Consider the following 18,600-nt stretch of genomic DNA (forward strand, 5'->3'; position numbering starts at 1 on the left):
AACTTTGTACTAGAAAACGTATCTTATTATCAATGACAGATAACTAGCTATTAATAACTATGATGAAAGCGCCCTACTTATATCATGGCCAAGATGCGTTTTGGGCAACACCAACCCAAGACAGCATGAAACTGACCATTGTCAGCGAAGCTGATACCCTGATATCTGCCATCTTTGTTCGTTGCGAGCCTGATAACGAAGAAATACTGGTGGATATGGAGCGCGGTGAAACTCGCGGCCGACTTCAATTTTGGCACGGCGATATCCCGCTTAATACTGATAAACCAACCACCCATTACTGTTTTAAAGTGATGCAAAACAGCCGCCAGTGGTGGTTACATAGCAACGGTATTTCCCCACGAGTTCCTGGCAAAGAATCTCACTTCAAATACAACAGACAGGCCCAGCCACCTGCCTGGGTTAAGAAGCAGATCTTTTATCAAATTTTTCCCGATCGGTTCGCCAACGGTGATCCATCTATCAGCGTCCAAACGAATGAATACTGCCTGAAAGGCGATGAACGCCCGACTATTGCCAAAAACTGGGGCGAGCCTGTTTCCAGCCACGGCGAGAATCGCCCAAATGAATTCTATGGCGGTGATCTTGCTGGCATTCAAAGCAAATTTGATTACCTACAAGTTCTCGGAGTAACAGCTTTATACCTTAACCCGATTTTCTCCGCGCCAAGTAACCATAAATATGACACAACCGATTATTTACAAGTCGATCCCCATTTAGGCACCAACGCGCAATTTGCTGATATGGTTGCCGATCTTCATCAGCGTGATATGAAGATCATGCTAGATGCGGTGTACAACCACACCTCGGTTGATCACTCTTGGTTCGATATGTACCAGCGCAACCATGACGAACCCGGCGCGTATAATCATCCGCAATCAAAATACCGTGACTACTACCAATTCGACGGCCATAGCAATAACTATATCGGCTGGAAAGGTATTGCTAGCCTGCCAAAACTGAACTTCTCTAACCCAGCAGTCCAAGACTACATTTATGCAGGTGAAGAGGCGGTGATCAAGCAGTGGCTTCGACCTCCTTACAATATTGACGGTTGGCGCTTTGATGTCATCCACATGTTGGGGGAAGGAGCTGGCGCATATAATAATGCCCACTATGTTCGTCAATTCCGAGAGTCTGCCAGGTCTGTTAACCCGGACTGCTACGTTTTAGGAGAACACTTTTTCGAAGCCAGCAACTGGTTACAGGGCGATCAGGAAGACGGAGCAATGAATTACTATGGTTTTGCTCACCCAATCCGCGCCTTCTTTGCCCAAAAAGATATCGCCTACCATAGTTGCCAGATAGAGGCCGAAGAGTTAGTCGACTGGCTAAACGAAGCACGCAGCAAAATACCGTGGCTTAACCAGTTGTCCCAACTTAACCAGCTCGACAGTCATGACACCATGCGTTTCCTGACAATGCTGGGAAATGACAGTCAGACAATGCAGCTAGCGCTACTCCTGCTCTTTGCCTATGTAGGTACGCCCTGTATTTACTATGGTACAGAGGTGGCTTTGGAAGGCGGCCAGGATCCAGATAACCGCCGCTGTTTCCCTTGGGAGCGAACTCACACATCACATCCAACCTTTGACTATGCCCAAAAACTCATCGGTATCCGTAAACAAGCTAAATCTTTACAAGAAGGCAGCTTGCAATGGCTGGTTGCCGAGCACAAGCAACTTGCTTTCGCCCGAACACTTGGTGATGAAATCCATATATGCCTTATCAACAACAGCTTAAATGCCAAGCCAATTGAAGTGCCGCTATGGCAACTGGGTATTGAACAGGCAACACTTCGCGATCGCCTTACCGATGATGAATGGCTAGTAAAAGATGGAACCCTTTCAATGACGCTCGCAGGCAAAGAAGGCTTACTACTTACTAAAACCGGATTACTTACTAAAGCCTGATAACCTCACTAACTGGCTGGCCTGGTGCCAGCCGTTTTTCCTTTTTCCGACATACAACAAAGACTTCATAGATTACCCGTTGCCGATCATCTTACAGCCCTGTAAATTAAATCAATAAATTACTTAAGTGGGAGGCAGTTATGAGTGCAGAACGTTACATCGGTATTATGTCAGGCACCAGTATGGATGGTGTTGATACAGTATTAGTCGAAATCGACGGCAACCAGATCGAATTACTTTGTGACCATTCCTTCCCTATGGGGGAAAACCTCAAACGCTCCCTGCTTGATATCTGCCTCGGTCAGCCGACCAGCCTGCAGGCAATCGGTGAACTTGACCATCGCTTAGGGCACCTTTTTGCGGATGCAGTCCTTGCTTTGCTCGACAAGGCAGGTATCGACCCGAGTACAGTAAAAGCAATCGGCAGTCATGGACAGACAGTTTTTCACTCCCCTAACACCGAATACGCTTTTACCATGCAGCTCGGTGATGCCAATATTATTTCGGCCAAAACCGGTATCACTACGATCGCCGACTTTCGCCGCAAAGATATGGCCTTCGGCGGCCAAGGTGCTCCACTCGTTCCCGCTTTCCACCAGCAACTATTTAGCCAGCCGGACCTCACCCGCGTTATTCTCAACATAGGCGGAATCGCCAACATCACGATTTTAGACCCAGGAAAACCTGTTACAGGCTTCGATACAGGCCCGGGTAATATGTTGATGGATGCCTGGATTAACAAACACCAAGGAAAGCGTTTTGATAGCGATGGAGAGTGGGCTTTATCCGGCAAGCTAAATACCGAACTCCTGAATACCCTGATAAGCAATCCCTATTTTGCTCTACAGCCCCCAAAAAGTACGGGCCGCGAACTCTTTAATCTCCCTTGGCTAGAAGAGCACTTAGCACTGTTCTCGCTACCGCCAGAAGATGTCCAGCGGACACTGGCTGAATTCACCGCAGTAACAATCAGTAACGACGTCAAAAAGGAAAGACCGGGAGAGCTACTGGTTTGTGGCGGAGGAGCCCATAACAGGCTAATCATGAATCGTCTTACAGAGCTGCTTCCGAAATGGCAAGTAATGACAACGGCTGATCGTGGTGTCGATATCGATAATATGGAGGCAATGGCCTTTGCATGGCTTGCCTATCGCACCCTCCACAAGTTACCGGGTAACCTGCCCGAGGTAACCGGTGCATCCCAGCTCACTAGCCTAGGAGCTATATACCCTTAATCTGGTTAGCCGTATTGCTGATCTTATGATGAAAAAGCTGAACTGAAAAAGTGACCTAACGAGAATTACACCATTTACCCTCACCCACTTGCACGCTGACAGACAGTGCAATGATTGAAGATTCGCCTGATCCCAATCATTGTTCCGGGGGGGAAAGTGACAGAGAACAACAGTGTTTGCCGATAGAGGAGAGAAAAACGTCACTTCTGCCAGACGGAGAATAGTGACTAATATTGAAATATAGCCCGTTAGAACGGGCTATTTCACAAATAAAAGAAAGTTAACCATCAATAAAGTGGGCTGAAGTTTCCGCTTCAGGCAGGATTGAAGAAACATGCTCCTTCCACTTCTGCTTCATATCAATCAACCACTTTTCAGGCTCCCCTAACAAACAAGGTTCCATAGAATATAACTTGAATACCGGAGGCTCATTCCCCAAGACATCGATAAATACCTCACCTTGCAAAGTTTTATCTACTGATAAGGAATCAACTTTCTTACCTATCACCTCACAGACTATAGGTAAATTAGGTTCCGCCTTCGCCCATTTGATGGTTGCCAACCAAATCGGACGCCAATCAAGCCCCTCCTCCATGTGCGATGCGGTAAACTCAAAGTCTTTATACTGGGGTTTAGGGGCATGTATTAGCTCAGGGAAGGCCGCTTCATAACAAGGAAACTCCCCTTTTACTAACCACATTGGCATATATTCCGTATCAACATCCGGCACTAAACCGAACGCATCATAGGCATGGGCTGCAAATGCGGTGATCCCCAAAGATAGCCAGCCCCACTTGTTACACACGTCATTCGGATCACCCGAAATCTCGGTATAATAACGACGGTGAGACTCTAAAGAGTGCATCAATTTCTCTGGGTACTTCACCGCTCTGTCTTTGGTATGGGCATACACCAGCATTTGCGTAAGCGGTAAATACAGGTAGTTGACAAAATCCTGCGCCTCACCATCCCCCACAAACTCAGGTGCAGAGAACTCAATTACATCGCCAATTAATGTTGTTAGCTCTTTTTTCCCGTGGCCAAAGAAACCTTGGTATAGGCGATACAATACACGACGAATATCATTTTCATTATTTTCGTCCCACGCTCTAAAATCACTGTCATCAATTGCAACCAGATCTTTTAGTTGATCAAATGGGTCCCGTAAAATCAGCGTTACATAAAATGCTTGAAGCCATTGTGACAGGTGCAACTTACGTGATGGCTGAGCCTCTTTTAATACCGTTTTGCCATGAAATGTGACGGAATAACCCCGTCCTTTATGGATGTAAGGCTGAAGATCCATCATCAGCGCTTGGAGGTAGTCATATAAATGGCGAATTATCTCAGTATTAGACTTTTTTAGTAAAGAACTATAAACAAACAACTCATGCGATCGCTTATAACTAACGTTCAGCATCAAACCATCATAAAATTTTTGAGTATTCTTCTGATACATTTTAAGTTCATCAAAATAATCTTCTTCCATCCAATCCATCGGTTTCGATGGAACGCCATAGATATGATGTTCAAATTTCATCATGCTTTGCCTTTATTCATATCATAATTGCTGACAATAATATTATCTCTGACCTGTCCTGTTGTCTGATTAACAGGCTGTTTAACCACTATATACTCTAGTTCAATAGACTCATCTTTCAATTTCGTCAGTGTATCTTTAAACTGTTGCATTCCATTTTTATCAGGATTACTTCGATTCTTCTTATACCATTGTTCCATTGTGTTAATCACACTATCTTTGTACTCCGGTGTTCCTTGCTGCACACGAAGTTCACCATTAGCATTCAAGCGACTGCCTAGTGTACTGCTCCCCCCCTTCGCTTCAACAATGATAATTTTACCATCGGCAGTCTGCCAGACTTGATCAAACTGGTTATTTTTCATGTTTAAACCAGGGTAATCACTTTTTAAGCGTGTTGCACCAGGATATTGTTTTTTCATATACCCTTCAGCGGATATTTCACCAAGCTGTTCCTTTGCCTTATAAGATTATGAGATTGAAACGCCTGTTCCCATAATCAATAGCTGGCGTTTCTTTATCCCAACAAGTCACAAATTATCAGCATAGAATGTGACTATAACCACCAGCCCCAAGTCACCCGCATTCAAAGTTAATAACCCGTTAAAATTAAGTGCTAGAAATCCACTTGAACACACATTTATTTGCATAAAATTCATGAGCAAGATCACCGATTAAACCAGAGCCAGATCACAGATATAAGTCATTAATTTTACTAGGACAAAAACGAAGCAAACGTTACACTCCTTGCCATAAAAACTACAACGGTTCACAGGATACAGTCCTGTTTTTCTTCCCCAACGTGAAAGGTCCTAAGTAAAGATGAGTCCGGAAAAATACCTCCTAGACTGGCAAACAAGCCAAACTAATGCAGAATCCATCTCACCACTTCTTGGCCAGCTATACCGACAGAAAGGTGTTGAAATTCTTCTGTTCGGTCGCCAAATTGTTACCGCCACTGTAATCGATATCATTAAGGCGCACCGGGTGGCTCGCCGCTACACAGGCTGTGAACTCTCGCCAGCCCAAACACTACCTTTGATTCAGGCGTTAACTGAACTCGAATTGTCACCTTGTAAAATCGACATCGGTCAACTGGCTCATAAATACTGGAAAGATCAGAATGATACGAGCAACATAGTCGATTTTTTACAGACCGCACTGAGTGAATCCCTCAGCAGTACTCAATCCGTCGAACCTCGTGATGTTGTCCTCTATGGTTTTGGCCGGATCGGTCGCCTGCTTGCCCGCTTGCTTATTGAAAAAAGTGGACCAGGTTACCCGCTACGCCTGCGTGCGATTGTTGTTCGCGGCGGCAAACAAGGCGATCTTGAAAAACGAGCCAGCCTACTTCGAAGAGATTCAGTACACGGCCAGTTCAATGGCAGTATCACCATTAATGAAGAACGTAAAGCCATTATCGTTAACGGTAACTATATCCAGGTTATTTATGCCAATAGCCCGACTGAAGTGGATTACAGTATCTACGATATAGAAAATGCGCTAATTGTCGACAATACCGGTATGTGGCGAGATTCAGAAGGATTGAGCAAACACCTGAACTGTGCCGGCACCGAAAAGGTACTATTAACGGCACCAGGCAAAGGTGATATAAAAAATGTGGTATTCGGAGTCAACGAATCCGTTATCCAAAATGATGACCAAATCATCTCCGCAGCCAGCTGCACCACTAATGCCATTACCCCGATTCTGAAAGCGGTAAATGACAAATACGGTATCCAATCAGGTCATATCGAGACTGTTCACTCATTTACCAATGATCAGAACCTGATAGATAACTTCCATAAAGGTGAACGTCGTGGACGTTCTGCCGCTCTGAACATGGTACTGACCTCAACAGGCGCAGCCAAAGCAGTTGCTAAAGCTCTGCCTGAGCTAACAGGTAAACTGACAGGTAACGCCATCCGAGTCCCGACTCCGAACGTGTCTATGGCAATTGCCAACCTGAATCTCAATACAGAGATGGATGCTGAAGAGCTAAATACTTACCTTCGAGAAATGGCCCTGAACTCACCGCTATCCGGCCAGATCGATTTCACCCAATCCACGGAAATTGTTTCTACCGACATCGTCGGTTCGCGCCATGCCGGTGTTGTCGATGGTGCCGCAACCATCGCACAAGATAAGCGTTGTGTATTGTATATTTGGTATGACAATGAATTCGGCTATAGCTGCCAGGTTATACACTGCATGGAACAAATGATGGGTGTTCATTACAAGACATACCCTGAAGCTAAGTAATCCTAGTCCCAAATAATAATAACGATTTACCCTCTTGCTATTTGCCGCCTGCGCTCCACCAGGCGGCATTTTTATTTTTAAAACTTAACGTTCAAATCGCAAAATGCGGTTATAACAACAAGCCTTTTACGAGTTCGCAGCGGCCAGCATTCACAGATGTATCCCAACCGTTAATATTACTGAATCCATGCCCGTCAATCATCACAGCATTATCTAAGCCTGGCAGCATCTCTTTATTCTCAAATGTTTTAGAATTAAACCATTTATGAGACATTAAGTTCATCAATTCCCGATCATTCTTCGTTGGGTAGACCTTTTGTGAAATGTAATCGACCGGCTTATTAAAGACAAATGGCAGTTCTGCAGCATGGCAGGCTTTGCCCGAACCATCTTGATTCATGCAACTCAACGACATCAATGGCGATGCGCTCACCGGCCAAAAGTTGAATCCTGGGGTATAATTGAAATGATACATTACTGTGGGGTTGGAACCGTTATGGTTATTCACCTGATTTTGTGCAACTTTCCTAGCAGCACAAGTAAACAACATATCATTTGCAAGCATTCTAAATTTAGCAACGTTATTACCCGAACCTTCCAATGTACTGTCATCTTCAGGCGCATAGCTGTCCATTCCAAGTAATTTGTTTGCCTTAATTATTCCATTTAGCCCATAAAAAGCACGAACAGATAAGTCGTACATATTATTGTTTCTTGCAATCTCTGGAATTGCTGGATGATCAATAATGAAATTTCCATCTTTGTCTTCAATATTTACAAAGAGTAGAGCTTCAAGCATAGAGGTAAAAATATTTGCCTCATCCGTGTTAAAACCAACAACAGTAGGAACCGAAAACTGAGTATTAATCGGTTGTTCGGTAAGATGATACCCCTCAACAATAACTTGTCCCAATATATTTTCCTTTTGTTCAATATAAGGGGCAAACGGTAGCATACCAGATGTAGCAGGAGCCGACTTCAACAGAGAATCTACCATTACAAGTCCGGACTTGGCATAACTTTGCACATTTTTGATCTGTGCTAAATCAAGTTCTTCGAGAGACTTGCCATTAAACTCAGGACTTTCTGCAACATACTGTCTTAATGTTTCTTGCAACTTTTCTGCTGAGTCGTAATTCTTATAGGCTAAGCCATAGGGGTTACTCTGCATGATTGCCCGCTGGTAGTACTGGCCTGCTACACTCTCCTCTTTCTTTGGAGTTTCTTGCTGTAAGATACCGATCGACATCGCACCGGCGCTTTCACCGAAAACCGTCACATCATCAGGATTACCGCCAAAGTTGGCGATATACTGATTTACCCATTCAAGCGCTCTTTTCTGATCTCCAATACCATAATTACCGCCTGTAGGATCATCTGTCCACATGCTTCCTAACAGTCCTAAACGATAATTTAAAGAAACCGAAATAAACGGGTTTCCACTTTCGGCTCCCTGAGCAACAATCGTATCCCCTTGATTGACCAATGTTGAGCCTGACCCACTTTCAAATGATCCACCATGAATGAAAACATAAACAGGCAAATCCGCCCCAATCTCAACACCTCTTGGACGCCAGATATTCAAGTACAAACAATCTTCTGACTGCTCTTTGTTTGTCTTACCTAGCTGTGGGCATATCGCCCCAAACTTAGTTGCATCAATGCTTCCATCAAGAGGCTTAAGAACGCTATGAACAAATCGCTGGCTGGTCGCATATCGAATTCCTTTAAACGATTCTACATTACCGTCTCTTTCAACCAGGCCTGTCAACGTTTCACCATTTTTAGCTGTTACTGTAACGTACTCCACTTTATTTACTTTTCCATAATTTGTAGCCGTATCTTCACCACAGCCAATTAAAGATAAAGCAATCATAAGCCCAATGACTTTTTGTTTTTTATTTTTCATTGCTAACAATCAAATCCATTTCATGTTGAAGATAAATAGAATAATCAATCTAAACTTATAATTAGTTTAACTATTCGAGATTATGTATAGAGTTACTAAAACAAAGAAAAGTATAATTAAAACAGAATCAAAATAAACATTCTTTTCTCTGGTCGGACGTTTTAAACTATAAGCAGCCATGAAATAAAAATATTAAATTCATATCCTGCAAACATCTTACGAGTTTACAAATAAAAACAATAAATATTACATAAAAACACACCATCCAACAAATTCATTAAAAAACACAACCAACCTCACTAAACTCAAGATATTAGATAAGATGGAATAATGAATAGATATAAGATGGCAATATAAAAACCGAGAATAACAACCACTACAAATCAGTTGCACGCAATCAAATTACAATAATAAAAAAAGCATTAAACCTCAATGAAATCAGTTTAGAAAACTCAACCTAAAACTTTTAAAGTATAATCTACAACTCATTACCTTTCCCGTCCAAAAAAAAACAAACATCACTAAAACCAATTAAGTTAACCCGTAGTAAACATATTAAGAACCTTTGTTTACCTTTTATTATTCAAATATCTGGTCCGATTTGTTCAGATTAATTAAAACTCTAAACTCAAATAAAACAAATTCCATCACCCTTATCTATATAACGTTCAAATAAAATAAGTTAATAATTATGTTCAAGAAGCGTCTATTACCCAGTTCAGTTATATCAGCTATTATATTTTCCTCTGCATCAACACAAGGCGCAGGTTTTCAATTAAACAGTCAGTCTGCTACTGGACTTGGTCGTGCTTTCGCGGGAGATGCCGTTATTGCCGATAATGCTTCAGTAGCAGCACGTAACCCGGCTGCAATGGCTCTTTTCAAAGAAAATAGCGTTTCACTTGGCTTTAATGTCATTTCAACTGACGTTAGCATTAAAGAAGGAACCTATAACCAGCCCCGAATTATCACCAACGGTAATGAAATACTTGCTGTAGAAACTAATCAATATGATATTTCAGGCACCGATGATATTGGCGGTTCATCATTTGTACCTAACCTGCATTTAATCGTGCCACTTAATGATCAATGGGCGTGGGGAGTCTCACTCTACTCGAACTTTGGTACAGAAACCGAATTTGATAATGACTTTGCTGCCTCAATCTTTGGCGGTAAAACCAGCGTGAAAAGCATGAACTTAGGTACCAGCCTTTCATACCGACTCAGCCAAAACCTAAGTTTCGGTGCCGGTATCGATCTCATATATGGTATGGGTGATTTAAAACGTGATTTTGATACTGAAGCCTGTATGGCTATTGGCGGAAAACCTGCATTATGTCGTGATATTCAAATGAATGTCATCGATGTCGAAGCTTCAGGATTTGCACTGGGCTGGAACGCCGGCATCGTCTATGAAATCAATGAAAACCATCGCTTCGGACTAAGTTACCGTTACAGCCCGACCGTTAATGCCAAAGGTGATGTTAAAGCCGGTACCAATGAGGCTGACTCAATGGATCTTCCGCTACCGGATATCGCTGAGGTTTCTGGCTATCACCGACTAACAGACAAATTTGCTGCCCATTATAGTCTTCAATGGGTTGAATGGAGTGCCTTTGATACTTTGCACATAGCCGGGATAGACAAAGAATATCAATGGAAGGATGCCGGACATATCTCTATTGGGGGAACTTATTTCCTCAATAATGACTGGACATTGCGTGCTGGTTATATGTACGACATCTCAGCTACGGATGAGTTAAAATCTATTTCGATTCCAGATTCAAACCGTCACTGGTTCTCTACCGGATTCACCTACCAGCTTAACAAAAAAGAAAATATCGATTTTGGTTTCACTTACCTGATGGGTGAAAACGTCACTTTCGATGAGCAACTGAACGATAATCTGCCTGCGCCTTCAATTTCAGGTGCAACAACAAGGGCTGATGCCATCCTTGTCGGCCTTCAATATAGCCGCACTTTCTGATTCACCTTAGATAAGGTGCTCCTTAATTATCTGGCCATAGCCAGTGAATAACAATATAGCTACTTTCTCTTATTTGCCGCCACATTCCACCTGGCGGCAAAACTCAACTAATAATACAACCACCAATTAGCATCGAAATAAAGGAGCCCCCTTATTGACACTTTCAACAACAAGGCCAAAAGTCGAATACTTTGAACCACAAAAACCATGAGAGTCATTGAAATTTCGATAAAAGTTGAACCAAGCTCAAAAAACACCAATAGAAAAACAACCTGTTGAGGACTCCATATATTCATTATTAGTATAATAACTCTATAAATATTCAACGGATACGAATAAATGAAAATCAGCGATCTTGAACATAAATGCCTTGAGTTCGAGCTAAACCAGTCAAAAGACATAATACAAGGATGGCTTGATGGAGAAGAAATAAACCCTGACTTACTGAGATTCATACTAAAGAAAATGGAATTCTTGCTAGATCAATTAGATGAACAATGACAGCAAGATCCGACAGCCAACAAATACCACGCTCATCCTAAAAAACACCTTCCCACGGTGTTTTTTATGCCTTTATACAAGTGTTCTTATATAACAGCCCGAGAGAAGCAAGTCCCTAACTTTCCTCCTTCCTTTTTGTGGTGAAAGCATCCAAATTTGCTTTCCTACAACAAAGCCTCTATTTACACGCGAACCGCATTAGATTGGTATTTTCTTGCTTTGTACGCTTGATACGATTAGCGATCATTGAATTTAATCCAAAAGGCAATATCCTCATTACAAATAATGAAATGAAGTTATTTTTTATAAATCAATAAATTAGTGCCATTAAGAAATCTCAAAAGATAGAAACCCGTCTCATTTAGTTAACGTCTATACTCTTGATACCCACCATGGGTAAATATGGAGAGTATTATGATCGCACGAGATCCTAGAAATGAAATTTGTCGTCAACTTGAAAGAGCAAAAGATGACCTTGAGTTTTCACTCTATATTGCAACTGATTGTGCAAAACAAGGCAGGGCTACTCTAAGTGACAGTCAATACGACGAAATCAAAAACAATTTTGATAGTGTTACGTCAATATTAAACAATATAAAAAACAAATAAATAGTATAAGCCTCAAGCTTTCTTGAGGCTTATTAAGCCTACATTTTTGTTCTCAGAGAAGCCGTGGTTAATGCCCCAGCGTTTTTAAAGGTAGTTGTTACTAGTGTCTAATTCTCTTCTATACCGCTATTAGCAAGTCGCCAATTCGCATCATCAACTAACAACTCATATAGTTTTCTTGCAGCAGGTCCTGTCTTCAGACCTTTCGGCAAAGTTATATGAACCGGAACCTGATAGCGGTTTGCACCTTCAATAGATAACCGAACCAGACCCTTACTATCCATTGCATCAAGCATATGATCTGGAAGGCGACAAAATCCCAAACCTTCTGTGACCGCGCGTAAGGCATGGTCAAAATTATCGACGGTTAAGCGCTGCTGAGATTTCAACCAGCCAGCATTCGACTCATCCTCGGTGTTATGCGTACCCAAATCACGTATTACAATTTGTGTTTCTGTTATCAGGTCGCCTAGACACATATTCGTTTTTTCTGCCAACGGATGATGTTTTGCTACCACCGGCACCATAGTAACAACACCAAAAGCTTCAACCGGGTAGTTGGTGATTGGAAAATTAATTATCGCAATGTCAGATTTTTCAGATAAAACGGCATCGGTGGTGCCTGACAGAGAGGTCTCAACAACCTGTACTGATGTACTTTTATTGATTGTGAAGAACTTGGATAAAGGTTGATAAACCCACTCTCTATCACACAGATGGTCAATTGATACCGTTATCTCAGATTCAATCCCTTTTGATAACTGAGCACTGAGTATTTCAAGCTCCTGCGCTTGCTCTAACATCGAACTGGCACGACGAAGCAATGCCTGCCCATCATCCGTCAAAACGGCTCTGCGCCCCTTAATTTCTACCAAGGTTACACCTAACTGCTCCTCCAATTTCTTGATGGCATAGATCAGTGTTGTATGGCTCTTGTTCATTCTGGTTGCAGCCGCCTGAATACTTCCAGCACGATCAACTTCTTGTAACGTAAGCCATTGGTCCAGTGTCGTTCTTAGTCTCATTGGTTGATATTTTCCACACTTAGCATAGAAATTTTGAACTTTTATGTTCATTTTTTGCAGATATTATTATTGCACATCCCGCAGAGAGTGAGCCAGATGCAGTGTTTACCTACTGATGAAAAAAGCTCACTCGAACGAAATCGTAACCTATAGAACCAATGAATGGAGTAATTCATTATGCGCAAGTTATTACAGGTAGATTTTAATTATCAGGGCCCATTTGGAACAGAAATGTCTGAGCAATTAAAAGAGCTGGCAGAATCTATTAATCATGAACCTGGCATGATCTGGAAAATTTGGACTGAAAGCGAAAAAGAACTGCTTGGTGGCGGCATCTATTTTTTTGAAAATGAAGAAACTGCCCAGGCCTATCTGAAAATGCATAGCGAACGTTTGCAAAAAATGGGCATCACAAATATCCGAGGCGTGGTGTTTGATTTTAACGAGAACCTGTCTTTGATTAATAAAGGCCCGGTTTACCAGTAACAGCCATCAGAAGAGTATTTAGCAGGAACAACAATATGCAGAACAGAACATTTTTAGTCGTCCATGGTGCAATCTACAGCGTATTTGCCGTAGCACTGTTTTTTATTCCAAGTCTGATGTGGCCGATGTACGGCGTTCAAGTGAACGACCAATACGCTTATTTCTTGTCGCAGCATAACAGCATCTTTCTGGGTGGTATTGCGGCACTAAACTTTCTGTTCCGCAATATTGAGAGAAGTGAATTATCCGCCAAGCTTTTTCAGGGGCTGATGATAACCAACATACTTGGCCTGATTATCACCTTGTATGCTTGTTTCAAAGGCATCTTTGTTGGCTTTGGATGGAGTGACCCTGCATTTTTTGCTTTACTGACAGCTCTGAGCTTCATTCAGTTAAAGAAGCAGACGCAATAATTCAACCTACATCAGAATCAGGTTGTTACTAACCTCAAGTTATGACTAATCAATGAAGAAGATAAAAGCCCGCACCTACGTTGATAATAGGTGCAGGCTTTAATTTTTCAGACCAGTAACTTCAGACCTTTAACTTCGGGCACTTAAGCTCGAAGGAGTATTCTTCAGAAAATTACTTACCTGATTTTTCACCAAGGTGCAGCCATGTCTCAACAACCGTATCCGGGTTAAGAGAAACAGAATCAATCCCCTGCTCCATCAGCCAGTCGGCAAGATCTTCGTGATCAGATGGCCCCTGACCACAAATCCCGACATACTTACCCGCTTTGTTAGCAGCCTTAATTGCCATTGCCAGCATTGCCTTGACCGCTTCATTACGCTCATCGAACATATGGGCGATATCGCCCGAATCACGGTCTAGCCCTAATGTCAGCTGAGTCATATCATTCGAACCAATAGAGAAACCGTCAAAATACTTAAGGAATTCATCAGCCAGTACTGCATTTGATGGTAGCTCACACATCATGATGACTTTCAAACCATTTTCACCACGGCGCAAGTCAAATTTAGCCAACAGGTCGATAACAGAAGCCGCTTCACTGACAGTGCGCACAAACGGAATCATGATTTCAACATTTTTAAGACCCATTTGCTCTCGCACCCGCTTAATTGCTTCACACTCTAAAGCAAAACAATCCTGAAACTGTGGCGAGATATAACGGGATGCACCACGGAAACCAAGCATCGGGTTCTCTTCCGTTGGCTCGAAGTTAACACCCCCAACCAGGTTTCGGTACTCATTCGATTTAAAATCCGACATCCGGACAATCACCCGCTTCGGCCAGAATGCCGAGGCCAATGTCGAGATACCTTCAGTCAATTTCTCAATGTAGAATTCGACCGGATCTTTATATCCGATAATTCGGGCATCAATTTCAACTTTCAGCTCATCAGGTTGCTCACTATAATTAAGCAATGCTTTAGGGTGGATGCCGATCATCTTGTTGATAATGAACTCTAATCGAGCCAGCCCTACCCCCTCATTCGGGATGCAGGCAAAATCAAAGGCACGATCTGGATTACCTACGTTCATCATCACTTTCAGTGGCAATGTCGGCAGATCGTCAACCGCAGAGCGACGAACCTCAAACTCCAACTCACCTTCATAGATGTACCCTGTCTCGCCCTGAGCACAAGAGACGGTAACTTGCTGGCCGGTAGTCAACAATTCCGTTGCATGAGCACATCCAACAACCGCAGGGATCCCAAGTTCACGGGCAATAATCGCAGCATGGCAGGTGCGGCCACCACGGTTGGTAACAATCGCCGCCGCTTTTTTCATGACAGGCTCCCAATCCGGGTCCGTCATATCGGCTACCAGCACGTCGCCGGCCTGAACCTGATCCATCTCGCTCAAATCACTAACAACGCGAACAACTCCGCTACCAATTCGCTGTCCGATAGCCCGTCCTTCAATCAGCGTCTTACCAGCATCACTTAAATGGAAACGCTCCATGACTTGCGCATCATCTCGTGATCGAACCGTTTCCGGGCGGGCCTGCACGATAAAGAGCTCACCGGTAACACCGTCTTTTGCCCATTCGATATCCATCGGGCGACCATAATGTTTCTCAATGATCATCGCCTGTTTGGCCAACGATTCAATTTCATCATCAATCAGAGAAAATTGCTTGCGTTCCTGGTCTGTCGTGTCCAACACTTCGACCTGTGTACCTAACTCCCGCCCCTCGGCATACACCATCTTAATCAGCTTCGAACCGATAGTCCGACGCACTACCGCCGGGTTGCCGGCCTGAAGCATTGGTTTGTGAACATAAAATTCATCCGGGTTAACAGCCCCCTGGACAACCATCTCACCCAGTCCCCACGATGAAGTAATAAACACGACCTGATCGAAACCGGACTCAGTATCCAGCGTAAACATTACGCCTGAAGATGCCTTGTCAGAACGCACCATACGCTGCACCCCGGCAGATAGTGCAACGCCTCTGTGGTCAAAGCCCTGATGAACACGGTAAGAAATCGCACGATCATTGAACAAAGATGCAAAAACATGCTTTACGGCTTCGATAACTGCATCAATACCGCGCACATTAAGGAAAGTCTCTTGCTGACCGGCGAACGAGGCATCAGGCAAATCTTCAGCCGTAGCTGAGGAGCGTACAGCGACAGAAAGCATCTCATCGCCTTCAGCCAGTTGGCTATAGCATTCCCGGATATCCTTTTCCAGTTCGGCCGGAAGCGGCGCTTCATAAACCCAATTTCGGATAGTTTCCCCGGCCTGCTGCAACGCATTCACATTATCGACATCCAGCTCATCGAGCAGATCATGGATTCGATCATTCAGGCTGTTTGCTTCAAGAAACTGATTGAATGCATGAGACGTCGTTGCATACCCGTTAGGGACCTTCACGCCTGCATTTGCCAGGTTAGAAACCATTTCACCCAGTGACGCATTCTTTCCACCGACTTTGTCAACATCGCTCATTGACAAGCCATCATACCAAACAACGTTCTGTTGCACGGCCACTCTCCTTTCTTGGATTCAACAGTTTATGTGGGCAACCTCCCAACGAAAACGATTGCGCTAGCAGTAAAAAAAATACTGCGTCACAATAAGCTTTCGCTAAGGCATTTCTTCATTACATTAGGAAATGTAACAAAAGCATAGATGCCCCGTAAGGTTATTGTTATAAGTATTAATGAGCCTTACGTTACAGGTATTTTTTAAGGATTCAACTTTTTATGCAGCGCAAATCCAATTTTCGTGATGTGTTTTACGTTTCTGACGCAACAGCGATTACTTCTGAGACACTTGGCCATGCTGTTTTAGGGCAATTCCCTGTCGAGATCCGCCAGCATACCCGCCCGTTTATTGAGACCGTTGAGCGGGCTTTAGCCGTCCAGAAACAGATCAACCAGACATATGAAAAAACCGGTATCAAACCTCTGGTTTTCTATTCCATTGTACTCCCGGAAGTCAAAGCAATTATCGAACAAAGCCAGGCTAACCTCTATGACGTACTGAGTGCCCTGGTCGAACCACTCAAGCATGATCTGCAAATGGAGCCGAAACCCATGCTTCAGCGCTCCCACAGTATCAACCGCGATGCAGCCAGTTACAACGACCGTATAGCTGCCGTCGAATATACGCTTGCCCACGACGATGGGATCTCACTCAATAACCTGGATCAAGCCGACGTTATCCTTCTGGGTGTTTCCCGCTGCGGCAAGACGCCAACCAGCCTCTATCTCGCAATGCAGTTCGGTATCCGCGCCGTTAACTACCCTTTCATTGCCGAAGATATGAAGAACCTGAAACTGCCTTCGGCCATTGAGCCCTATCGCTATAAAACCTATGGCCTCACCATTGATACTGAGCGTCTGGTCGAAATACGTAATGGTCGCTATGCCAACAGTGACTACTCCAGTGAGAAGCAGTGCGACAGCGAACTTCACAAAGTAGAAGCGATGTTCCGCCGTGAGGCCATTCCTTATCTCAATACGACATCTTTATCGGTAGAAGAAATAGCAACCAGACTGCTTGATATCAGTGGACTCAAACGCCGCATGTGCTGATAGCAATCATCATCTAGACATTTTAATGCTTGAAAATTAACCCTTACAGACGGGCTCATTTATGCTCTGGTATGAGCCCTGAATAAAGAAATAACTACTGATAGCTCAGATCCTACACCCTCTGTTCAGATCGCCATTCTAATGGTCAATCTCTCTGAATTAGCTCTGTGACTCATATAGGATAAAAAGAGCTAACAAAAAGCGTTCCAACTTAGATCTCACCTCAAATTCTCATTCTTGAGAGCAAAATAACCACTAAATTTCAGATGTTTATAAAATACTCAATTTTCTCCCTCTGATTCGTCAAAAAATCACCAGTTCTTGAAATATGCTTACTTTGAGCTTCATAAATAATTACAAACAAGGTTCGTCACATGATTAGGTCAGCGCTTACAGTTTTGTTTTCTCTTTGTGTTGCATCATGCGGTGGAGGAAGTTCATCAGACACGGGAACAGCACAAGATTCATCAGCTCGTCAAGTTGACATCGACTTTATCAATACAGCAGGTAAGTCCATCGATTATTTTGTTGCCGATGCTAATAATCAGGAGTTACTTTACGAAGAAAGCAATAAAGCAACCTCCTGCAGCAACAAAGAAATTAATAAAAAATCGTTTAGCTGGAATACGCCGACGCCATTAAGCCTTAAAGTTGGCGCACGTGACACAAATACCCAATCACAAACCAGTGATATAACTCAATTAACACTAAATAGTTCAGAGAAGGCCTGGGCAATTGCCTGGACAGATAATGATAAGCTGATGCTTTCAACCACAACTCAGCAATCATCAAACCTAGCTAACCATTATCGTATTCGTGTTTTTAGTCATCAGGACACACGAGTACAAATCGTATCGAGCATGGTCTCTACAATGGAGGTGAAAAAAGGCCAATTAAGTACCTATATGACAATGGAAAATTGCAGCGGGGAACTGTTTTTTGGCGCAGAGGCTATCAGCCTATGTGATTTGGACGCAGGGAAGTCGTACTTACTGATCACCAACGGGGAAGACCTTTTGGTAGCAGCAGAAGAAAAATAACAATAAAAAAATAACTTGGGGATAATAACAACAAAAAAAATGACTCAGTGCGCTATTACAGT

14 protein-coding genes are annotated in these 18,600 nt (G+C 43.1%); 9 read left to right on the plus strand and 5 right to left on the minus strand.

What is annotated here, in order from left to right; all coding sequences use genetic code 11:
• Window positions 1-59 precede the first annotated feature (59 nt).
• Window positions 60-1,931: a maltodextrin glucosidase gene (gene malZ, locus Q0852_RS05875; protein ID WP_299015213.1), complete on the plus strand. Its 1,872-nt coding sequence runs from the start codon at window positions 60-62 to the stop codon at window positions 1,929-1,931.
• 140 nt (window positions 1,932-2,071) lie between these two features.
• The gene (locus Q0852_RS05880; protein WP_299015215.1) at window positions 2,072-3,166 is read left to right on the plus strand and encodes an anhydro-N-acetylmuramic acid kinase; all 1,095 of its coding nucleotides are present in this window, start codon (window positions 2,072-2,074) and stop codon (window positions 3,164-3,166) included.
• Between the two features lie 280 nt (window positions 3,167-3,446).
• Here Q0852_RS05880 and Q0852_RS05885 read toward each other — a convergent pair whose 3' ends face one another.
• Together Q0852_RS05885 and Q0852_RS05890 are read right to left on the minus strand one after the other, a co-directional pair.
• Window positions 3,447-4,709, minus strand: a complete 1,263-nt coding sequence (locus Q0852_RS05885; protein ID WP_299015218.1) for an Imm49 family immunity protein — start codon at window positions 4,707-4,709, stop codon at window positions 3,447-3,449.
• Window positions 4,706-5,128 (minus strand): hypothetical protein, encoded by a 423-nt coding sequence (locus Q0852_RS05890; RefSeq protein ID WP_299015221.1) that lies wholly within the window; start codon window positions 5,126-5,128, stop codon window positions 4,706-4,708. Before Q0852_RS05890 ends, Q0852_RS05885 begins: the two co-directional genes overlap by 4 nt.
• Before the next feature lie 400 nt (window positions 5,129-5,528).
• On the opposite strand from Q0852_RS05890, the gene Q0852_RS05895 reads away from it, so the two are divergent.
• The gene (locus tag Q0852_RS05895) at window positions 5,529-6,968 is read left to right on the plus strand and encodes a glyceraldehyde-3-phosphate dehydrogenase (protein ID WP_299015223.1); all 1,440 of its coding nucleotides are present in this window, start codon (window positions 5,529-5,531) and stop codon (window positions 6,966-6,968) included.
• A 109-nt stretch (window positions 6,969-7,077) separates the two neighbouring features.
• Here Q0852_RS05895 and Q0852_RS05900 read toward each other — a convergent pair whose 3' ends face one another.
• Complete coding sequence (locus Q0852_RS05900) at window positions 7,078-8,877, minus strand: carboxylesterase family protein (RefSeq protein ID WP_299015226.1); 1,800 nt, start codon at window positions 8,875-8,877, stop codon at window positions 7,078-7,080.
• Between the two features lie 691 nt (window positions 8,878-9,568).
• Here Q0852_RS05900 and Q0852_RS05905 point away from each other — a divergent pair.
• Window positions 9,569-10,864, plus strand: coding sequence for an outer membrane protein transport protein (locus Q0852_RS05905; RefSeq protein ID WP_299015229.1), 1,296 nt, complete (start codon window positions 9,569-9,571; stop codon window positions 10,862-10,864).
• Window positions 10,865-11,779: 915 nt separating this feature from the next.
• Window positions 11,780-11,974: a hypothetical protein gene (locus Q0852_RS05910; RefSeq protein ID WP_299015232.1), complete on the plus strand. Its 195-nt coding sequence runs from the start codon at window positions 11,780-11,782 to the stop codon at window positions 11,972-11,974.
• 107 nt (window positions 11,975-12,081) lie between these two features.
• Here Q0852_RS05910 and Q0852_RS05915 read toward each other — a convergent pair whose 3' ends face one another.
• Window positions 12,082-12,999 carry a LysR family transcriptional regulator gene (locus Q0852_RS05915; protein WP_299015235.1) on the minus strand — a complete coding sequence of 306 codons (918 nt, stop codon included), beginning with the start codon at window positions 12,997-12,999 and terminating at the stop codon, window positions 12,082-12,084.
• Window positions 13,000-13,176: 177 nt separating this feature from the next.
• Here Q0852_RS05915 and Q0852_RS05920 point away from each other — a divergent pair, with 177 nt between their 5' ends.
• Together Q0852_RS05920 and Q0852_RS05925 are read left to right on the plus strand one after the other, a co-directional pair.
• The gene (locus tag Q0852_RS05920; protein ID WP_299015238.1) at window positions 13,177-13,485 is read left to right on the plus strand and encodes a monooxygenase; all 309 of its coding nucleotides are present in this window, start codon (window positions 13,177-13,179) and stop codon (window positions 13,483-13,485) included.
• 35 nt (window positions 13,486-13,520) lie between these two features.
• Window positions 13,521-13,898: a hypothetical protein gene (locus Q0852_RS05925; protein ID WP_299015241.1), complete on the plus strand. Its 378-nt coding sequence runs from the start codon at window positions 13,521-13,523 to the stop codon at window positions 13,896-13,898.
• Window positions 13,899-14,070: 172 nt separating this feature from the next.
• Here Q0852_RS05925 and ppsA read toward each other — a convergent pair whose 3' ends face one another.
• Complete coding sequence (ppsA, locus tag Q0852_RS05930) at window positions 14,071-16,443, minus strand: phosphoenolpyruvate synthase (protein WP_299015244.1); 2,373 nt, start codon at window positions 16,441-16,443, stop codon at window positions 14,071-14,073.
• Window positions 16,444-16,664: 221 nt separating this feature from the next.
• On the opposite strand from ppsA, the gene Q0852_RS05935 reads away from it, so the two are divergent.
• Both Q0852_RS05935 and Q0852_RS05940 read left to right on the plus strand, forming a co-directional pair.
• Window positions 16,665-17,498 carry a pyruvate, water dikinase regulatory protein gene (locus Q0852_RS05935; RefSeq protein WP_299015247.1) on the plus strand — a complete coding sequence of 278 codons (834 nt, stop codon included), beginning with the start codon at window positions 16,665-16,667 and terminating at the stop codon, window positions 17,496-17,498.
• Window positions 17,499-17,872: 374 nt separating this feature from the next.
• Window positions 17,873-18,538 carry a hypothetical protein gene (locus Q0852_RS05940; protein WP_299015250.1) on the plus strand — a complete coding sequence of 222 codons (666 nt, stop codon included), beginning with the start codon at window positions 17,873-17,875 and terminating at the stop codon, window positions 18,536-18,538.
• Window positions 18,539-18,600 lie beyond the last annotated feature (62 nt).

The sequence above is a fragment of the uncultured Photobacterium sp. genome (assembly GCF_947502415.1).
Classification (GTDB): Bacteria; Pseudomonadota; Gammaproteobacteria; order Enterobacterales; family Vibrionaceae; genus Photobacterium.